The 15288-nt window shown below is 41.9% G+C and carries 13 protein-coding genes; 2 read left to right on the plus strand and 11 right to left on the minus strand.

Annotated features, from left to right (window positions below; all coding sequences use genetic code 11):
- Positions 1-49: 49 nt before the first annotated feature.
- Positions 50-2182, minus strand: coding sequence for a heterodisulfide reductase-related iron-sulfur binding cluster (locus LCM11_RS09365; protein WP_224893978.1), 2133 nt, complete (start codon positions 2180-2182; stop codon positions 50-52).
- Between the two features lie 195 nt (positions 2183-2377).
- Between LCM11_RS09365 and cls the strand changes: the two genes are divergently transcribed.
- Positions 2378-3565 (plus strand): cardiolipin synthase, encoded by a 1188-nt coding sequence (cls, locus tag LCM11_RS09370; RefSeq protein ID WP_224893979.1) that lies wholly within the window; start codon positions 2378-2380, stop codon positions 3563-3565.
- Between the two features lies 1 nt (position 3566).
- Here cls and LCM11_RS09375 read toward each other — a convergent pair whose 3' ends face one another.
- The 6 genes from LCM11_RS09375 to speE form a co-directional block, all read right to left on the minus strand.
- Positions 3567-3746 carry a XapX domain-containing protein gene (locus LCM11_RS09375; RefSeq protein WP_224893980.1) on the minus strand — a complete coding sequence of 60 codons (180 nt, stop codon included), beginning with the start codon at positions 3744-3746 and terminating at the stop codon, positions 3567-3569.
- A 174-nt stretch (positions 3747-3920) separates the two neighbouring features.
- On the minus strand, positions 3921-5588 hold the full coding sequence (argS, locus tag LCM11_RS09380) for an arginine--tRNA ligase (protein ID WP_224893981.1): 1668 nt from the start codon (positions 5586-5588) through the stop codon (positions 3921-3923).
- Positions 5585-6025, minus strand: a complete 441-nt coding sequence (locus LCM11_RS09385; RefSeq protein ID WP_224893982.1) for a DUF1934 domain-containing protein — start codon at positions 6023-6025, stop codon at positions 5585-5587. The genes argS and LCM11_RS09385 overlap by 4 nt, the downstream gene beginning before the upstream one ends.
- A gap of 96 nt (positions 6026-6121) precedes the next feature.
- Positions 6122-6571, minus strand: a complete 450-nt coding sequence (locus tag LCM11_RS09390) for a hypothetical protein (RefSeq protein WP_224893983.1) — start codon at positions 6569-6571, stop codon at positions 6122-6124.
- A 74-nt stretch (positions 6572-6645) separates the two neighbouring features.
- Positions 6646-7518: an agmatinase gene (gene speB / locus LCM11_RS09395; RefSeq protein ID WP_224893984.1), complete on the minus strand. Its 873-nt coding sequence runs from the start codon at positions 7516-7518 to the stop codon at positions 6646-6648.
- Positions 7519-7523: 5 nt separating this feature from the next.
- On the minus strand, positions 7524-8354 hold the full coding sequence (speE, locus tag LCM11_RS09400) for a spermidine synthase (protein ID WP_224893985.1): 831 nt from the start codon (positions 8352-8354) through the stop codon (positions 7524-7526).
- Positions 8355-8483: 129 nt separating this feature from the next.
- On the opposite strand from speE, the gene LCM11_RS09405 reads away from it, so the two are divergent.
- Entirely contained in the window at positions 8484-10541 is a 2058-nt protein-coding gene (locus tag LCM11_RS09405) for a transglycosylase domain-containing protein (RefSeq protein WP_224893986.1), read from the plus strand.
- A 192-nt stretch (positions 10542-10733) separates the two neighbouring features.
- Here LCM11_RS09405 and LCM11_RS09410 read toward each other — a convergent pair whose 3' ends face one another.
- The 4 genes from LCM11_RS09410 to LCM11_RS09425 all read right to left on the minus strand — a co-directional run bounded on the left by LCM11_RS09410 (position 10734) and on the right by LCM11_RS09425 (position 15167).
- Positions 10734-11075, minus strand: coding sequence for a YolD-like family protein (locus tag LCM11_RS09410; protein ID WP_224893987.1), 342 nt, complete (start codon positions 11073-11075; stop codon positions 10734-10736).
- A gap of 916 nt (positions 11076-11991) precedes the next feature.
- Entirely contained in the window at positions 11992-12534 is a 543-nt protein-coding gene (locus tag LCM11_RS09415) for a YwhD family protein (RefSeq protein WP_224893988.1), read from the minus strand.
- 92 nt (positions 12535-12626) lie between these two features.
- Complete coding sequence (locus LCM11_RS09420; protein ID WP_224893989.1) at positions 12627-13112, minus strand: HIT family protein; 486 nt, start codon at positions 13110-13112, stop codon at positions 12627-12629.
- 69 nt (positions 13113-13181) lie between these two features.
- Positions 13182-15167: an ABC transporter permease subunit gene (locus LCM11_RS09425; protein ID WP_224893990.1), complete on the minus strand. Its 1986-nt coding sequence runs from the start codon at positions 15165-15167 to the stop codon at positions 13182-13184.
- Positions 15168-15288 lie beyond the last annotated feature (121 nt).

The following is a 15288-nucleotide window of genomic DNA, read 5'->3' on the forward strand; positions in this document are numbered from 1 at the left end:
CACAATTTTCATAATTTTTTTCTGATATTTGACCAGATCTTCCAACTAATTACGCTGTCTTTTCCTCTGTTGATTCAAAAATGGATTTGGCCAGGATCTCTGCTATATCCATTGTACTCACTTCTTCTTCCACTTCTTTAGCTTTAGTACCATCCGATAACATGGTGAGACAGAATGGACATCCACTTGAAATCATCGTTGGTTCCACTTCAAGAGCCTGTTCTGTACGAGCTACGTTAACACGGTTCCCTGATTTCTCTTCCATCCACATCATGCCTCCGCCAGCTCCACAGCACATTCCATTGGATCGATTACGCTTCATTTCGACAACCTCTACGCCCGGAATCATTTCGAGTACTTCGCGAGGTGGTTGATATACTTCGTTGTAACGGCCCAAGTAACAGCTGTCGTGGTAGGTAATCTTTTCATTCACTACACCTTCAGGCTTCAGGCGCCCTTCTTTCAACCATTCAGAAAGCATTTCCGTATGGTGATAAACTTCCGCTTCAAGACCAAAATCCGGATACTCATTCTTGAAAATGTTATAAGCATGGGGATCAATGGTAATAATTTTTTTCACATCATTCTTCTCAAATTCTTTCATATTTTTCTCAGCCAGTTCCTGGAATAGAAACTCGTTACCCATGCGGCGTGCTGTATCACCGGAATTTTGCTCTTTATTACCGAGAATGGCAAATTTAATGCCGGCTTTATTCATAAGCTTAGCAAAAGCAACGGCGATTTTCTGACTCCGGTTATCGTAAGATCCCATTGAACTGACCCAAAAAAGATATTCGAATTCTTCTCCTGATTTCTTCAGTTCTTTTACTGTAGGGATATGAGCTTCTTCATCAAGGCTTCTCCAGTCTTCTCTTTCCTTCTTGGAAAGTCCCCACGGATTCCCCTGGCGTTCAATATTCATCATCGCTCTTTGACCATCAGGATCCATTTTTCCTTCTGTAAGAACAAGATAGCGGCGAAGGTCGATGATCTTATCTACGTGTTCATTCATAACCGGGCATGCATCTTCACAATTACGACAAGTGGTGCAGGCCCATAACTCTTCCTCAGTAATGACATCGCCGATTAAGTTTTTATTATGAGCAGCTTCCACAGCAGCTGCCGCTTCATCTGTCCCCTTAGTGCGTGCCATCTGAGCCAATGTGTTTCCTTCCGTGCCTGAGAAGGCATAAGCAGGAACCCAGGGTGACTGCCCCGTAACAGCGGCACCTTTTTCAGTCAAATGATCTCTCATTTTAATAAGTAAATCCATTGGTGAGAGCATTTTACCTGATCCGGAAGCAGGACAGACATTGGTACAGCGTCCACACTCCACACAGGCATACAGATCAATCATCTGCAGTTGGTTCAATTCCTCAATTTTTCCAACACCAAAGGAAACATCCTCTTCGTCTGCTTCTTCATCCATTTCAAAATTAATAGGTTTCAGTTTACCTGGAGGATCTTCACGGCTTAAGAAAACGTTAACTGGTGCTGCCAGCAAGTGCGCATGCTTGGATTGCGGCACATACACAAGGAAAGTAAGCAGAATGAGGAGGTGAATCCACCACATAATAAAGAATACAGTAGCAGCAGCTGCCGGAGGAAGCCAAGCGAAAGCGCTTGCAATAACCGTCGCAACAGGTTCTGTCCAGGCCCCTTCATGGCCGTGCCAGATCATTCCCATACCATTACCTACAAGAACCGTGAACATCAATGTTCCAATAAAAATAAGTACAAGTCCTGCTTTAAAACTTCTCTTTAAACGGACGAGTTTTTCTATATAACGGCGGTAAAACGCCCAAATCACAGCTACAATAATCGTTAGCGTTACAATTTCCTGAAAAAATGTAAATCCTGGATAAAACGGCCCAAGCGGTAAATGCGAGTCAGGAGCCAGTCCTTTCCAAATAAAATCAATGGCCCCAAACTGAACAAGTATAAAACCGTAGAACATCATAACGTGAATAGCTCCAGATTTCTTGTCCTTCAACAGTTTCTTTTGACCAAACACATAAATCCCAATCTTCTGCAGACGTCTTTTAATCTTACCATCAAACTCAAATTTCTTCCCCATCTTAATATAAGCGATACGTGTACGGACAACGCTTACAAATAAGTATAATCCATAAATCGTAACGCCAAGGAACAAAATCCAGTTTGCAAGTAACAACGGATTCATTTGTTCTCCCCCTCTTGGTTGTTATCGCAGATGCGATTCTCCATTTTATCTGATCAGAAACTTAGAAATTTCTGAATCTTATAGCTTTACTATAAATTATGAATGAGCATTCAGTCAACATGTTTTCATTTTTTTCCTATTGAAAAGAGATCATATGGGAAGACTAAGTGGCAGATGGCATTGGGAGGTGGAATCATGATAGTCGTAATCATACTAATTAGCATCACTACCTTTATTTTACTGTTAATTGCAGATTTTAAAATGGGACAAATATCCCACAATAAAACAGGAAATCCGATAAATATTGTAAAGACACACGGTCAATACGAACTTTTTTCTGAAGGATTAACGCTCTTTGAATCATTCTTTCAGGATATTACTGATGCTAAAGTAAGAGTCGACATCAGTTTTTTTATCATTGATCAGGATGAACTTGGCAGAAATTTTTTAGACTTATTAAAGAAAAAGGCGCAGGAAGGAGTAGCCGTTCGTCTACTTGGTGATCGCCTGGGGTGTTATCAGATCAATAAACAGATAAGGAATGAACTTAAAGAAGCTGGAGTTCACTTTGCATTTGCTGAAAAACCTGGATTCCCATTGTTTTTCTATCATTTAAATCGGAGAAACCACCGAAAAATTACAGTGATTGATGGAAAAGTCGCCTATATCGGAGGGTTTAATGTGGGGAGCAACTATACTGGCCATAACCCTAAATTTGGAGACTGGCGTGATTACCATTTGCGTTATACGGGGGAAGTTGTGGAGAAACTGCATGCAGTGTTCATAAAAGACTGGGAAGAATCAACTGGGGAGAAGTTAACTGTTATCAATACAAATCACTCTGAAGGAAAGAAAGTATGTGTGGTCGCCACAGATGGAATCGGTGTGACGGAGGAATTCAAGCGAATGATCCACTCTGCTTCAAAAGAAATTATCATTGGTACGCCTTACTTCATTCCTACCCCTGAACTGCTTCAATCGTTAAAAAATGCTTTAAAAAACGGAATTGAACTACACATTCTGGTCCCTATGAAATCAGATCATCCGTTTGTTAAGGAAGCCGGGATCGTTTTTCTAAACGAGCTTTATCAAAGAGGAGCCCAAATTAAATTTTTTGATGCAGGATTTTACCATTCAAAAGTATTCATAGTGGATGGAGAATTTGCAGATATAGGTACTGCTAATTTTGACAGAAGAAGCTTCTTTTTAAATAAAGAAGTGAACACTTACGTCTATGACAAAACGTTTATCGCTGCCGTTCGTGAAGATTATTTTCAAGATATGAAAGATGCCATACTATTTGATGAAAGCTGGCTTAAAAATCGCTCTCTAAGCACAAAAATCAATGAAAAAATCGCAGCCACGCTGCGACCTTTACTTTGATTTATTTAAAGATTTCCGTAAACACAGGTCCTATCCACATCATAACTTTAAAACCTAAGTATATACCGACGATACCAGCTACTCCAGCCAGTGCCGGCGGGGCTGGGATCGGAAGTTTTAAAGCCGCGAACACAATGCCAACGACTAAACCAGTGACTAAAGCTAAAATAATTTCTTTCACAAGTTCGTCCTCCTTTTCATCATCTATCCTTTACGCTTTCTTTCAATACCAAACTTTATTGTTCCTATTTTATCAATCAACCGGACAGCTTTATGCACTCATAAGGAATGCCACAAAAAAAAGAGCGCCCTGCTCTTTTTTTATGCGAAGACGCCCTTTAGTCATTTTATGAACTTACATCTGTTCTGGTGCTGAAACGCCGATGATTTTCAGCGCATTGCTCAGCGTAATGCGAACAGCTTTCATTAGGGAAAGCCGTGAAGCTGTAAGTTCCGGATTTTCCTGATCGAGTACTTTCTCCGCATTGTAGAAACTGTGAAGATTAGAGGCTAGATCAAAAGCATACTGAGTCACACGGTGAGGAGTTCTTTTTTCTGCAGCATCTGCGACCAGCTGCGGAAATTCACCAAGTCTTTTTAGTAGATCCTCTTCTTTTTCAGCTGTTAAAAGACTTCCGTTAAACGTACCATCCATTAATCCCTTTTCCTCTGCCTGTTTCAGCATCGTACATATGCGGGCATGAGCGTACTGCACATAATAAACTGGATTTTCATTAGATTCTGAGCGGGCGAGGTCCATATCAAAATCCAAATGCGAGTCGCTGGAACGCATAGAGAAGAAATAACGCATCGCATCAATACCGACTTCTTCCATCAATTCACGTAGCGTAACTGCTTTTCCTGTACGCTTACTCATTTTTACCTTCTCGCCATTCTGGAAGAGATTGACCATTTGAATAATCTCTACTTCAAGTGTATCTTCATCATAGCCCAGGGCTTGAATAGCTGCTTTCATACGTGGAATATAGCCATGATGATCAGCACCCCAAATATTGATAAGTGTATCAAAGCCGCGGTCCAGTTTGTTTTTGTGATACGCGATATCCGGTGTCAGATAGGTGTACGTGCCATCATTTTTAATGAGTACGCGATCTTTATCATCGCTGAATTTTGTCGTCTCAAACCAGGTGGCTCCATCTTTTTCATAGACATAGTCTTTTTCTTTCAGAACCTGCAGTGCATTTTCAATCCGGTCGCCTTCATATAGCGAAGTTTCTGAGAACCATTCATCAAAAGGGACTCTGAATTCTTCCAGATCCGTTTTAATCTTATTCAATTCATATTGTAAACCGTACTCACGGAAGAACTTCAAACGATCTTCTTCAGATTCCTCTGTCCATTTTTCTCCTGCTTCAGAAGCAAGCTTTTTCCCGAGTTCTACGATATCACGGCCGTGATATCCATCTTCCGGCATCTCCCAATCTTTCCCTAATGCCTGCATGTAACGTGCTTCTACAGAAAGAGCGAGATTAGCCATTTGGTTCCCGGCGTCGTTAATATAGTACTCTCTGGAAACATCGTAGCCTGCAGCATCCAGCACGTTGCATAATGAGTCCCCTACTGCTGCTCCCCTTGCATGTCCAAGGTGCAAGGTTCCAGTCGGGTTAGCGGAGACAAATTCTACTTGAACCTTATGACCTTTTCCACTCTCGCTGCGGCCATACTGACTGTCCGCTTCGAGAATGGAAGGAACCAGTTCAGTTAAGTACTGATTGTTCATATAGAAATTAATGAAGCCTGGGCCTGCAATTTCTATCTTTTCTATTGAGGCTTGTGATCGATCAAATTGTTCAACTAGCTCTGAAGCAATTGCACGAGGGTTCTTCTTTGCTATTCTGGCGAGCTGCATCGCCATGTTTGTGGCATAATCGCCGTGAGCTTTATCCTTTGGCTGTTCTAATACAACCTCCGGCATTTCCCCTTCTCCGGCAAGCTCAGCTGAAAGCACGGCGCGGACGATTTCCTTCTTCAGATTTTCTTCCATTTGTTCAACGATATTCATGATCCACTCTCCTCCTCAAACGTCAATGTCAATCGATGATCCTGCGTTACTTCATGATTCAAAGTCATCTGATAATGAAGAAATAATCGGCCGCCCATTGCTTCATCAAGGGAACTGAACTCCATTTCTTCTGTATAAGTTTTCATATGGAAATCACCATAAGTATGATGATATAAATTCTCTGTTTCTACTTCAGGCTGAAAAACCTGACGCATATCTATACCACCGCTTCGCTTTATACTGACATGCCCTGGCTTAACGGTGATCATCGTATTTACAGGATCCCCTTCATCAGGATGTTCTGTAAAAGTAATCACTTGAGTCTGGCCACGCGCAAAAAATTGACCGGCTTCGTTTACTTCCATCGTCTCTTTGCGATCCGTGTCTCTGATTTCCGTAACGAGCTGCACCTGGATGTCCTTAGCATTACTTGTCATTTTTTCTTCGTCCTCCCTCCAAAGGGTTTACGTACACTATAACTTGTTTATTATAAGAATTCATTCACAAAAACGCAAGAGTAGCCCCTGGCTTCGTTACTCTTGAACCAACGCGTCCACCTGATTTTGGATATCACTAATCTCCGTGATATGGGCCGGTACACTATAACTTGCGTATAACACGACAAGTGCTGCGACAATCAGCGCAAACCAGGGATAAGATAATTGTTTCTTAAATGGGCGGCGGTCTGGAACAAACAATAACAATAGAAATGGCAGCAACAGGCCAATAACAATGACATCCATCCTCCACTGCTGATTCTCCTCGGAGATGGATAACGAAAAGCTGATTGCTTGATCGATTCGATCTTCGATAGCAATTTCAGTGGTTTCTTTAGAAACTAGTCCTTTTTCAATTGTTAGTGTCTCATTACTAAGCGAATAACTATATCCTGAAGGGTTCCATTCCCCTATAAACGTTACAAGAATAAGACTCATCATGATAATGGCATACGTAAGCGTAATGCCTATAATCTTTTTATCCAAAAGAAGCGCTCCTTTATTCATCTCATATAGAAAAGCCCCTATGAAAAATCATAGCGGCTGTTTCATTCTATCATTTATTTTACAAACCCCAAAAGCATTTCGCGTAAGAATTTACTGGCTGCGATCGGGGTCTTTTCAGTCGGATCATAAGCGGGAGCCACTTCAACAAGGTCAGCCCCTACCACGTTTAAATCGCTGCCTGCAATCTCATGAATCGAAGCAAGAAGCTCCTTAGAGGAAATCCCTCCTGCTTCTGCTGTCCCTGTACCCGGAGCATAAGCGGGGTCAAGCACATCAATATCAATGGTTACATACACGGGTCGCCCAGATAGTTTCGGTAGAATTTTTTGCAAAGGCTCAAACACTTCATATCTCGCCATGAACATACCGCTTTCTTCAGCATATTGAAACTCTTCCCTCATCCCTGAGCGGATACCGAATGAATACACATTTTCAGCTCCGATCAGCTCGCACGCTTTCCTAAGAGGAGTAGAATGGGATAGCGCCTCGCCTTCATATTCCTCCCTGAGGTCAGCGTGAGCATCAATATGAAGGACAGCAAGCTCTGGATATTTCCTGTACATCGCTTTTAAGACGGGCCAAGTGACCAGATGCTCGCCGCCTAGTCCGAAAGGTATTTTCCCTTTCTCCAGAAGTTCATCCATATAATCTTCAATAATATCAATACTTTTCTGGGGATTCCCAAAGGGGAGAAGCAAATCACCTGCATCGTGGTACTTAATTTCCTCTAAATGTCTATCCAGATAAGGACTGTATTCTTCAAGCCCAATCGAGGCTTCGCGAATGCGGCTCGGGCCAAATCGGGAGCCTGGACGGAAGCTGACCGTCCAGTCCATTGGCATCCCGTAAATTACGGCATCCGCTTCCTGTTCGGAAGCCCGGCTCATGATAAAAACTTTTCCAGAATAGGCTTCATCAAATCTCATCGAACTCACCCTTTCGTCAAGTCTTTAACGAATTTGGGTAAAGCAAAACAGGCCTGGTGAAGCTCCTCTGTATAATACTTCGTTTCCATCTCTGCAAACCGATGAGCAGGCACCTGCAGCGGATCATAGATTTTACTCCCCATGGTAAACGTCCAAAGCCCGCTTGGGTAAGTTGGTATATTGGCCGTGTACACTTTGGTGATCGGAAATGTTTCTTTCACATCTCCGTAAACCTGTCGAATTAAATCAGCCTTAAACCAGGGGTTATCAGTCTGAGCAACGAAGATTCCGTCTTCTTTTAATGCTTTCGCGATTCCTTCGTAGAAGCCTTTTGAAAATAGATTAACAGCAGGACCCACGGGTTCCGTAGAATCTACCATAATGATGTCATAAGCACGTTCACTTTCCGCAATATGCATGAAGCCATCTGCTACCTTAACCTCTACCCGCTCATCGTCCAGAGCACCGGCAATAGAAGGTAGGTATTGTTTGGAGTATTCTATAACTTTCCCGTCAATTTCTACAAGCGTGGCTTTTTCAACACTTTCATGCTTCAATACTTCACGAATCACACCGCCATCTCCACCGCCTACTACAAGAACCTGTTTCGGGCTCGGATGAGTATGGAGCGGCACATGGGCAAGCATCTCATGGTAAACAAACTCATCTTTTTCCGTGGTCATAACCATGTCGTCGAGTACGAGCATGTTGCCCCACTCTTCTGTCTCAAGCATGTCTAACTCTTGAAAGTCTGTTTTTTCATTATGAAGGGACTGTTTAACTTTAGCCGTTATTCCGAAATTTTCTGTTTGCTTCTCAGTAAACCACGTGCTCATCTATGCATTCTCCTTTGTATATCCATAGTTCTCTATTACATAATTCGTCATGAGAGGTTTATTTTACTACGTATTCTCACATAATAATAGCAGTCTTTATTCATTCTTAACAGTTGGGAGTCTAGAAGAATGATCCTTTTTATACGAACAACATACCGCTGGTCAAAGCGAGCGCTCAAATGGACATTGATCGGTCTTGTGTTAACAGGAGCCGGAATTGTGTTTGTCTTAGGGTTCGCCATTACCCAGGGTCCTCCTTCCCTAATGACTGAGCAGAATACGGTTTATTATAGTCAGGGAGAGAATATCATTGGGGAAGACCACGGAGCGGAAGAACGATACTGGATTACCGTAGACGAAATGCCGGATGCTATTAAAGAAGCGACAATCGCTATTGAGGACCGTCGATTCTACGATCATTTCGGCTTTGATTTCAAACGAATTGCTGGTGCTGCTTTAACCGACCTTAAACAGATGAGAATGGTGGAAGGAGCGAGCACCATTACTCAGCAGTACGCTCGTAATCTTTATTTATCACATGATAAAACATGGAAGAGAAAAATCCAAGAGGCTCTCTATGCCCTCAGACTGGAGATCTTTTATAATAAAGATGAAATTCTGGAAGGCTACTTAAACACAATCTACTATGGCCATGGAGCCTATGGAATTGAAGCAGCGAGCCGTTATTATTTTAATAAAAACGCAGAGGAATTAACGCTGACCGAAGCCTCTATGCTTGCAGGCGTTCCGAAAGGTCCCAGCTATTATTCTCCTCTGAACAATGCGGAAAACGCGGCCTCACGGCAAAAATTGATCTTGGGAGAAATGGAGAAAAACGGGTTTATTACTTCTTCTGAAAAAAATGAAGCGGTGGAAGCAAGCCTTGTCTACTCGGATCACTCTGAAAGCTCTGAGAAAGAAGCAGCTCCCTACTTTCAGGACCAGGTCGTCGCAGAGGCTGCCAGAATTCTAGATATTACAGCCGAGGAAGTTAAAACAGGCGGCTATCACATTCATACCACGCTCATAGAGGATCACCAGAATACGCTTGAAAAACAAATTGAGCGAAATATATCAGCAGATGAAGATATCCAAATTGCTGCCGCTATTATGAACAGTCATAACGGTGCGGTCACAGCGTTAATTGGCGGCCGAGATTATGAAACCAGTGCTTATAATCGAGCTACACAGGCTAAGCGCCAGGTGGGATCGACCATTAAACCATTTCTATATTACGCCGCGCTCGCAGAAGGCTACTCGCCGGTTACAATGATCGAAAGTAAACCGACTGATTTTCAAATAGGAGATAACGGAAAAGTCTACAGTCCAACCAATTTTGGGGATCAGTACGCGGATAAACCGATTACAATGGCTCAGGCACTGGCGGTTTCTGACAATATTTATGCTGTAGCCACCAACATGGATATTGGGCCCGACAAGCTGGTGAAAACACTGGACACATTTGGAATTTCGAGTCGAGCTAAACCTGTTCCTTCTCTTGCCCTTGGTTCTACCTCTATTTCTCTGTATGAAATGGTGAGTGCCTACGGAAAAATGGTAAAAGGCTCTGAATCTCTTGAAGGGCATACCATTGAGAAAATTACAGACCGGCACGAAAATATACTTTATGAATATCAGCCAGTTTTTAATAAAGATAAGGAAATAGATCCTACTCGTGCCTTTACGATTACCCACATGATGACAGGGATGTTTGACTCTTCTCTTGATGGATATGCGTCTGTTACAGGCACTCCTATTAAAGGAAAACTAACTCGTATGTACGGTGGAAAATCCGGTACCACGGATTATGACAGCTGGATGATAGGCTTTAGCCCTCAATTTGTATCAGGAGTTTGGGTGGGCCATGATGAAGGCGGAAGAAAACTTGAAACATTCAACGAAAGAAGATATGCCAAAGCTGTTTGGGCAGACACCATGGAGGCGATCCATGAACCACTACCCTCCGCAGCCTTTATTCCGCCCCTGGGTGTGAAAGGGGTTTATATTGATCCTGAAACTGGTCACAAGTCCGGCCCTAATTGTCCAAAAGAACGCCTCATGTATATGGATAAAAGCGACATTCCAAAAGAGGTTTGCGGCGGAGATGAGGATAAGGACAAAGAAGAAATCGAAAATGAGTTTAAAAACGATCCATGGTTCAAGGATGTAGTAGACTGGTTCTTTTAGATGAAGGGCTTGCATGCAATAATTAAAAAAAGACAAAGAAAACGACCGGCGGCAACCCGGTCGTTTTCTTTGTCCTAGTAATACATGTATAACCATGTGTTACTAAATATATTACCCATTCTGCCAGTACGTCAAGATTCCGAGTACCCTTTCGATCATTTTTTAGTGAACATTTTGTGAACATTTTTTTACCTAAATAATTGAAACATCAGTAAGATCATCCAGAGAAATTTGAACTTTTTCTTTCGTTTCCCAGTGCACCCCATAAACTTTGCGCTTCAGCTTATGAATGTACTCCATTTTTATTGGAATCTCTTCATATTCAAAACCATTATGAATTTTGACCCGTACCGTCAAATCGTCGTTCAAAGCCCGCTGCAGTAAAAAATCAATCTCAATGGCTTTCTGTTCATCCATCATTCCTTTCTCTACCCGCTCATCTTCCTTCCATAATTTCCTTATCATCTCTACGTGCTCCGGCAGCATTAATGATGTCCACTTAATTGTACCCCGGTCCCGATTGCGACTATCCATAGTTAATCAACTCCTTAACACGAACGTTTGTTCTTATTGTAGCACAAAATCACCTTTCGTAAACTGGAATTTACAGGATAGTCAATCTTTAAGTCTGTTATGGCAAGCTTCCTTAAATGTGAAACTTGTTCCGTTAAGCTTTCTATAAGCTTTGAGGATGGCCAAATCACTTTTTCCCACACCATCTCGAATTCGAGTCTTTAACAATAGGGCCGAATTGTTGAAGACTCAGTTTCGAGATACTTGGTGAGATTAAGGTCCTGCGGGGGACGATTTCGCTTTCCGCGGGAATGTGCTGAGCCTCCTCGAGCTAACGCTCTCCGGGGTCTCACCGATCATGTTCATCCCGCAGGAGTCTTCATCGTCCCCCTCCGGACCTTGCCCATTCAGAAGCTCGAAACCACTTCATACATTACCTACGTGTTGAGACATTAGAAAATATGGTTATACACCTATTTTTAGGTATAATGAATCCCAATAGCTTGTCATAAAACCATTTAATGTAAATTAAGGAGAAAATCTTTCCTCTTCTGTAAAGGTTCGTTCACAAAATTATAGTTGGGTTGGTGGGTAAATAGCGAGACTCCCGTGGGAGAAGGATCTAGGTGAGACCCCACAAGGAGTGAAACGACTGAGGAGGCTTATGGAAAAAAGGAGGATCGACTAAATTCGCCACGTCCTGTGGCAACGTCGATCGACCCTACGTCATGTAGGGCCACAGGAAAGCGAGTTATTTCCCCACCAACCCTTATCCATCTAACATAATGGACCCATTTACCTCGAAACTGAGTCTTCCACAAATGGGAGCTTATCTGGAGGATCTAATACTATGAGAGCGCATGTTTTTAATACAATTCCATAAAATCGGACAGTAAAAAAAGCACTTTCTCTGAGGAAAGTGCCTTTTTCTTATGATTTACTGGACACCAAGGGAGTCTTTGAGTTCCTGGTTTGTATTTTCCCATAGTTCGGGCTTGAATTCACGGAGATACTCACCGAGAATCGTCTTAGATTTTTCATCCATATGATCAACCACAAATTTTCCTTTTAAGGACTTGTCCATATGGTTCACATGCTCAGGCATCAGCTTATAGCCTCGTTTAATGGAACGATCAACGACGATTTCACTTCCAGCTACTCCATAGTAACTTGGCTTTCCTTCCTGATTATCGACCGTAACCCAGACGATCCAGTATAGCAAACCATTGGCTACAACTTCACGATCCGTAATAAACTTCACACGCTTCTCAACCGCACTGCGGGCATGCAGCGCCCCCATATCAACAAAGGCCTTCTCTTCATTTGGATCCACGATAACCGGTGTCATATTCTCAAGACTGATAGAGCCTACCCCATAACCACCGTGGCCATCCGTAGAGTCGTCCTTAATAATTGTAAACTGCTTCTTCTTTTTATCGCTTTTCTCATCATTGTTTTTAAACTGATCGAATTCTTTCATGACAAACTGAACCTCCTCTAGACGTGACTGATTTTTTCCTATTTTAACATAGAATTCACTCTTTGTTTTAGCATAAGGTCTAGATACACCAGTCACGAGTTTAACTCGTTTTTCAAAGCATGCAGAGCTTTCATAACATCCTGAATATCCTCTTTCCCGTTTCTTTCCCGACGGGCGTGAAGCAGCACTGGTCGAACGGATTCAACCGAATGTCCAAAGTCGTACATCCATTCATACCTTGGCACCATCCACGTATGGAAGTGATGAGTAGTATCCTCATTATAGAAATAATACACATACTCAATACCTAATACCTGACGCTGGGCTCGTCTTATTTTTGTTAATACTTGAATGTAATCCTGCTGTTCCGCCTCTGTTAATTCATCGAAGCTTTTAATATGACGTTTTGAAGCTAGAATAATTAATCCTCTAATCGGGTAGGCGACGTCCTGATGAGCGTGAAAATGTTCTGTTTCGTAAACGACACCGCCATCCGGTTCAATTTCACCGCTTGTTAATGCACAGCTTAAGCATTCGACTTCTATGGTTTTTCCGTTAGATAACGTTAGGGTTCTCAAAGCCTCTCTCCTTCTCATTCACACCACATAATATCCTTAATCAAACGCTTGTTTAACTTTTCTATTTGCCTACAGAGCACGATGTTCGCTGTTAATAAAGACAAAACTTTCTTCTGAAGGAGCCTCCACTTGCCTCTCTGCTTGTTTTTTTCTACGGAAGATTTTTTTCCACCCCATTGGATTAGAAACAGGAATGCCTACCCGTTTGTGCTGCACTTCCTTAATTCCTTGAATAATGAGCTGCATAGACAGGATAATTCCCATAAAGCAAAGCAGGACAGGAATAATAAACCACCATCGCCCAGTCATTAAAGAGTCTTTCGCTGCTCCAATTAACCCAGACCATTCATACGTAGTACTCGTCGGTGGATCAGCCTGCATAGGGGAATAATCTACATCCGTCCCACCAAAATAAATATTAAAAACTCCTAGATGGATGAAGATCAGCAGCGTCTGAATAAACTGCTGTCCAAACACAATTCCCATCCGTGCACTCAAATGTGGGAGCAGATGCTTCCACAGTAAATGAAGTGAACTACCCCCAAGGACCTTCGTACTAACTACATATTCCTCCTGCATTAAAAGCTTCATTTCGCTGCCAAAGAGCGTAACAATCAAAGGGACAGCAAGTAGAACCAAAATCAGCCCTTGATAAACAATCCGTTCCGTCTGAGTAGTGGTAAAACCGCCTGGAGGCATCCATAAAACCGGGGTCAAGAGCAAAAATGCAATAATAGTCATAGGCAGGAAATGCATACCGTCTACGATTTTTTCTATCCCTCGTTGAATTCGGGAAGGAAGAAAGAATGTATATGGAATGGCTAGTAAAAATCCAATACTCATTCTTAAAAAAGCTATGGCAAGGGCAAATAGAATGGTATATTTGGCTCCTGCGAGTAACTGATCGAAAATACTGTAACCGAGTTCATCTGTTCCAAGAAATACATATTCAGGAGAATGAGGAGCAGCGCTTACAAGCCGTCCTTCCTCGTTGGTAATGTGATAAAACTTATCTATTAAAGGATCCGCCGTGATACTATAAATCATACTCACACAGACCGTACCCGAAATGATTATAAATCCAACTAGAAATTTCAGATTTCTAAAATGTGCTCCTATCGTTATTAAAATCTGCTTCAGCCTTTTCCCACCTGGTCGCAGGTTGAAATCACCTATGAATCGGTTCATGCTCAGGCTAGTCTCTCTAGACACCTTATGATCCTTAAAGATAAACAGCTCCGTTCCCTGATAAATAATAAAAAAAGGAGTGAAGATCATAGATAAAATCACAGCCGAGACGATTGGTCTAAAGTCCTCTCTAAAAAAGCTGGTGATCCCATTCATATTAAAAATATATTCAATAATCAACAGACTTGATAAAGATCCCCAGAGGATGATTTTAGAATTAAAGAATAGACTTTTTACAATATTTCTCGTCACATGCACACTAAGAATTATGGACTTTTCCAAACCTTTACTTTTAGCCATCTGTACATAAGACTTTGTCATCTCTTCATCCATCAGCATAAGAATGATTTTGTACATCGTCACTAAAGGTAATACGGCAATGGCAATAATAGGAAGAATATAGACTTTATCCTGACCTAGCGCTGTAAAAGAGACGAGTTGAATATTTGTTTGTTTATAGAACCATACAACGAAGAGCTGTAAACTAAAAGCTAGTAACAAATCAGGTACAGCTTCTAAAATGTTCAGGAGTCTTCCGATGATTGATTTTGTCCACCCGGGGAGAAACATGGTTACAAGAGCCAATAAAAAAGCTAGTCCAATCCCTAGGAGAAGACCTCCAACGAAAACGGTCATAGAGTATTGATAAGGCTCCCACAGAAACTCAAGCAGCGGTTCCGGCCGATCTTTATACATGTACACCCAATCAGCGGGAGTAAAAATTGCAGCCAGCAGTTGCCGAAGTTCCAAAAAGTAATGGGATACATCAAAAAAACTTCCACCACTGAATAAAGCCGGGGACGCACTAATGAACAAAATGCCTGCCAGTCCCATTATGTAATAAACCAAGAACTTAGCGATTTTCATACATCTTTCCTCCCCATATTAATTTTTCTCGTCCAACTTCTTAAGTTAATTGTAGAAATAATCAAAAAATAATGATTAAAAAAAGATATACTGACGTGCAGTATATCTCTTTCTATTCATC

Source organism: Halobacillus halophilus (genome assembly GCF_020171985.1).
Taxonomy (GTDB): Bacteria; Bacillota; Bacilli; order Bacillales; family Halobacillaceae; genus Halobacillus; species Halobacillus halophilus_A.

Excerpts from the sequence above, each read along its gene's own strand:
- LCM11_RS09365 (WP_224893978.1), bottom strand. The coding sequence starts at position 2,182 with ATGAATCCGTTGTTACTTGCAAACTGGATTTTGTTCCTTGGCGTTACG.
- cls (WP_224893979.1), top strand. The coding sequence starts at position 2,378 with ATGATAGTCGTAATCATACTAATTAGCATCACTACCTTTATTTTACTG.
- argS (WP_224893981.1), bottom strand. The coding sequence starts at position 5,588 with ATGAATATCGTTGAACAAATGGAAGAAAATCTGAAGAAGGAAATCGTC.
- LCM11_RS09385 (WP_224893982.1), bottom strand. The coding sequence starts at position 6,025 with ATGACAAGTAATGCTAAGGACATCCAGGTGCAGCTCGTTACGGAAATC.
- speB (WP_224893984.1), bottom strand. The coding sequence starts at position 7,518 with ATGAGATTTGATGAAGCCTATTCTGGAAAAGTTTTTATCATGAGCCGG.
- speE (WP_224893985.1), bottom strand. The coding sequence starts at position 8,354 with ATGAGCACGTGGTTTACTGAGAAGCAAACAGAAAATTTCGGAATAACG.
- LCM11_RS09405 (WP_224893986.1), top strand. The coding sequence starts at position 8,484 with ATGATCCTTTTTATACGAACAACATACCGCTGGTCAAAGCGAGCGCTC.
- LCM11_RS09410 (WP_224893987.1), bottom strand. The coding sequence starts at position 11,075 with ATGGATAGTCGCAATCGGGACCGGGGTACAATTAAGTGGACATCATTA.
- LCM11_RS09415 (WP_224893988.1), bottom strand. The coding sequence starts at position 12,534 with ATGAAAGAATTCGATCAGTTTAAAAACAATGATGAGAAAAGCGATAAA.
- LCM11_RS09425 (WP_224893990.1), bottom strand. The coding sequence starts at position 15,167 with ATGAAAATCGCTAAGTTCTTGGTTTATTACATAATGGGACTGGCAGGC.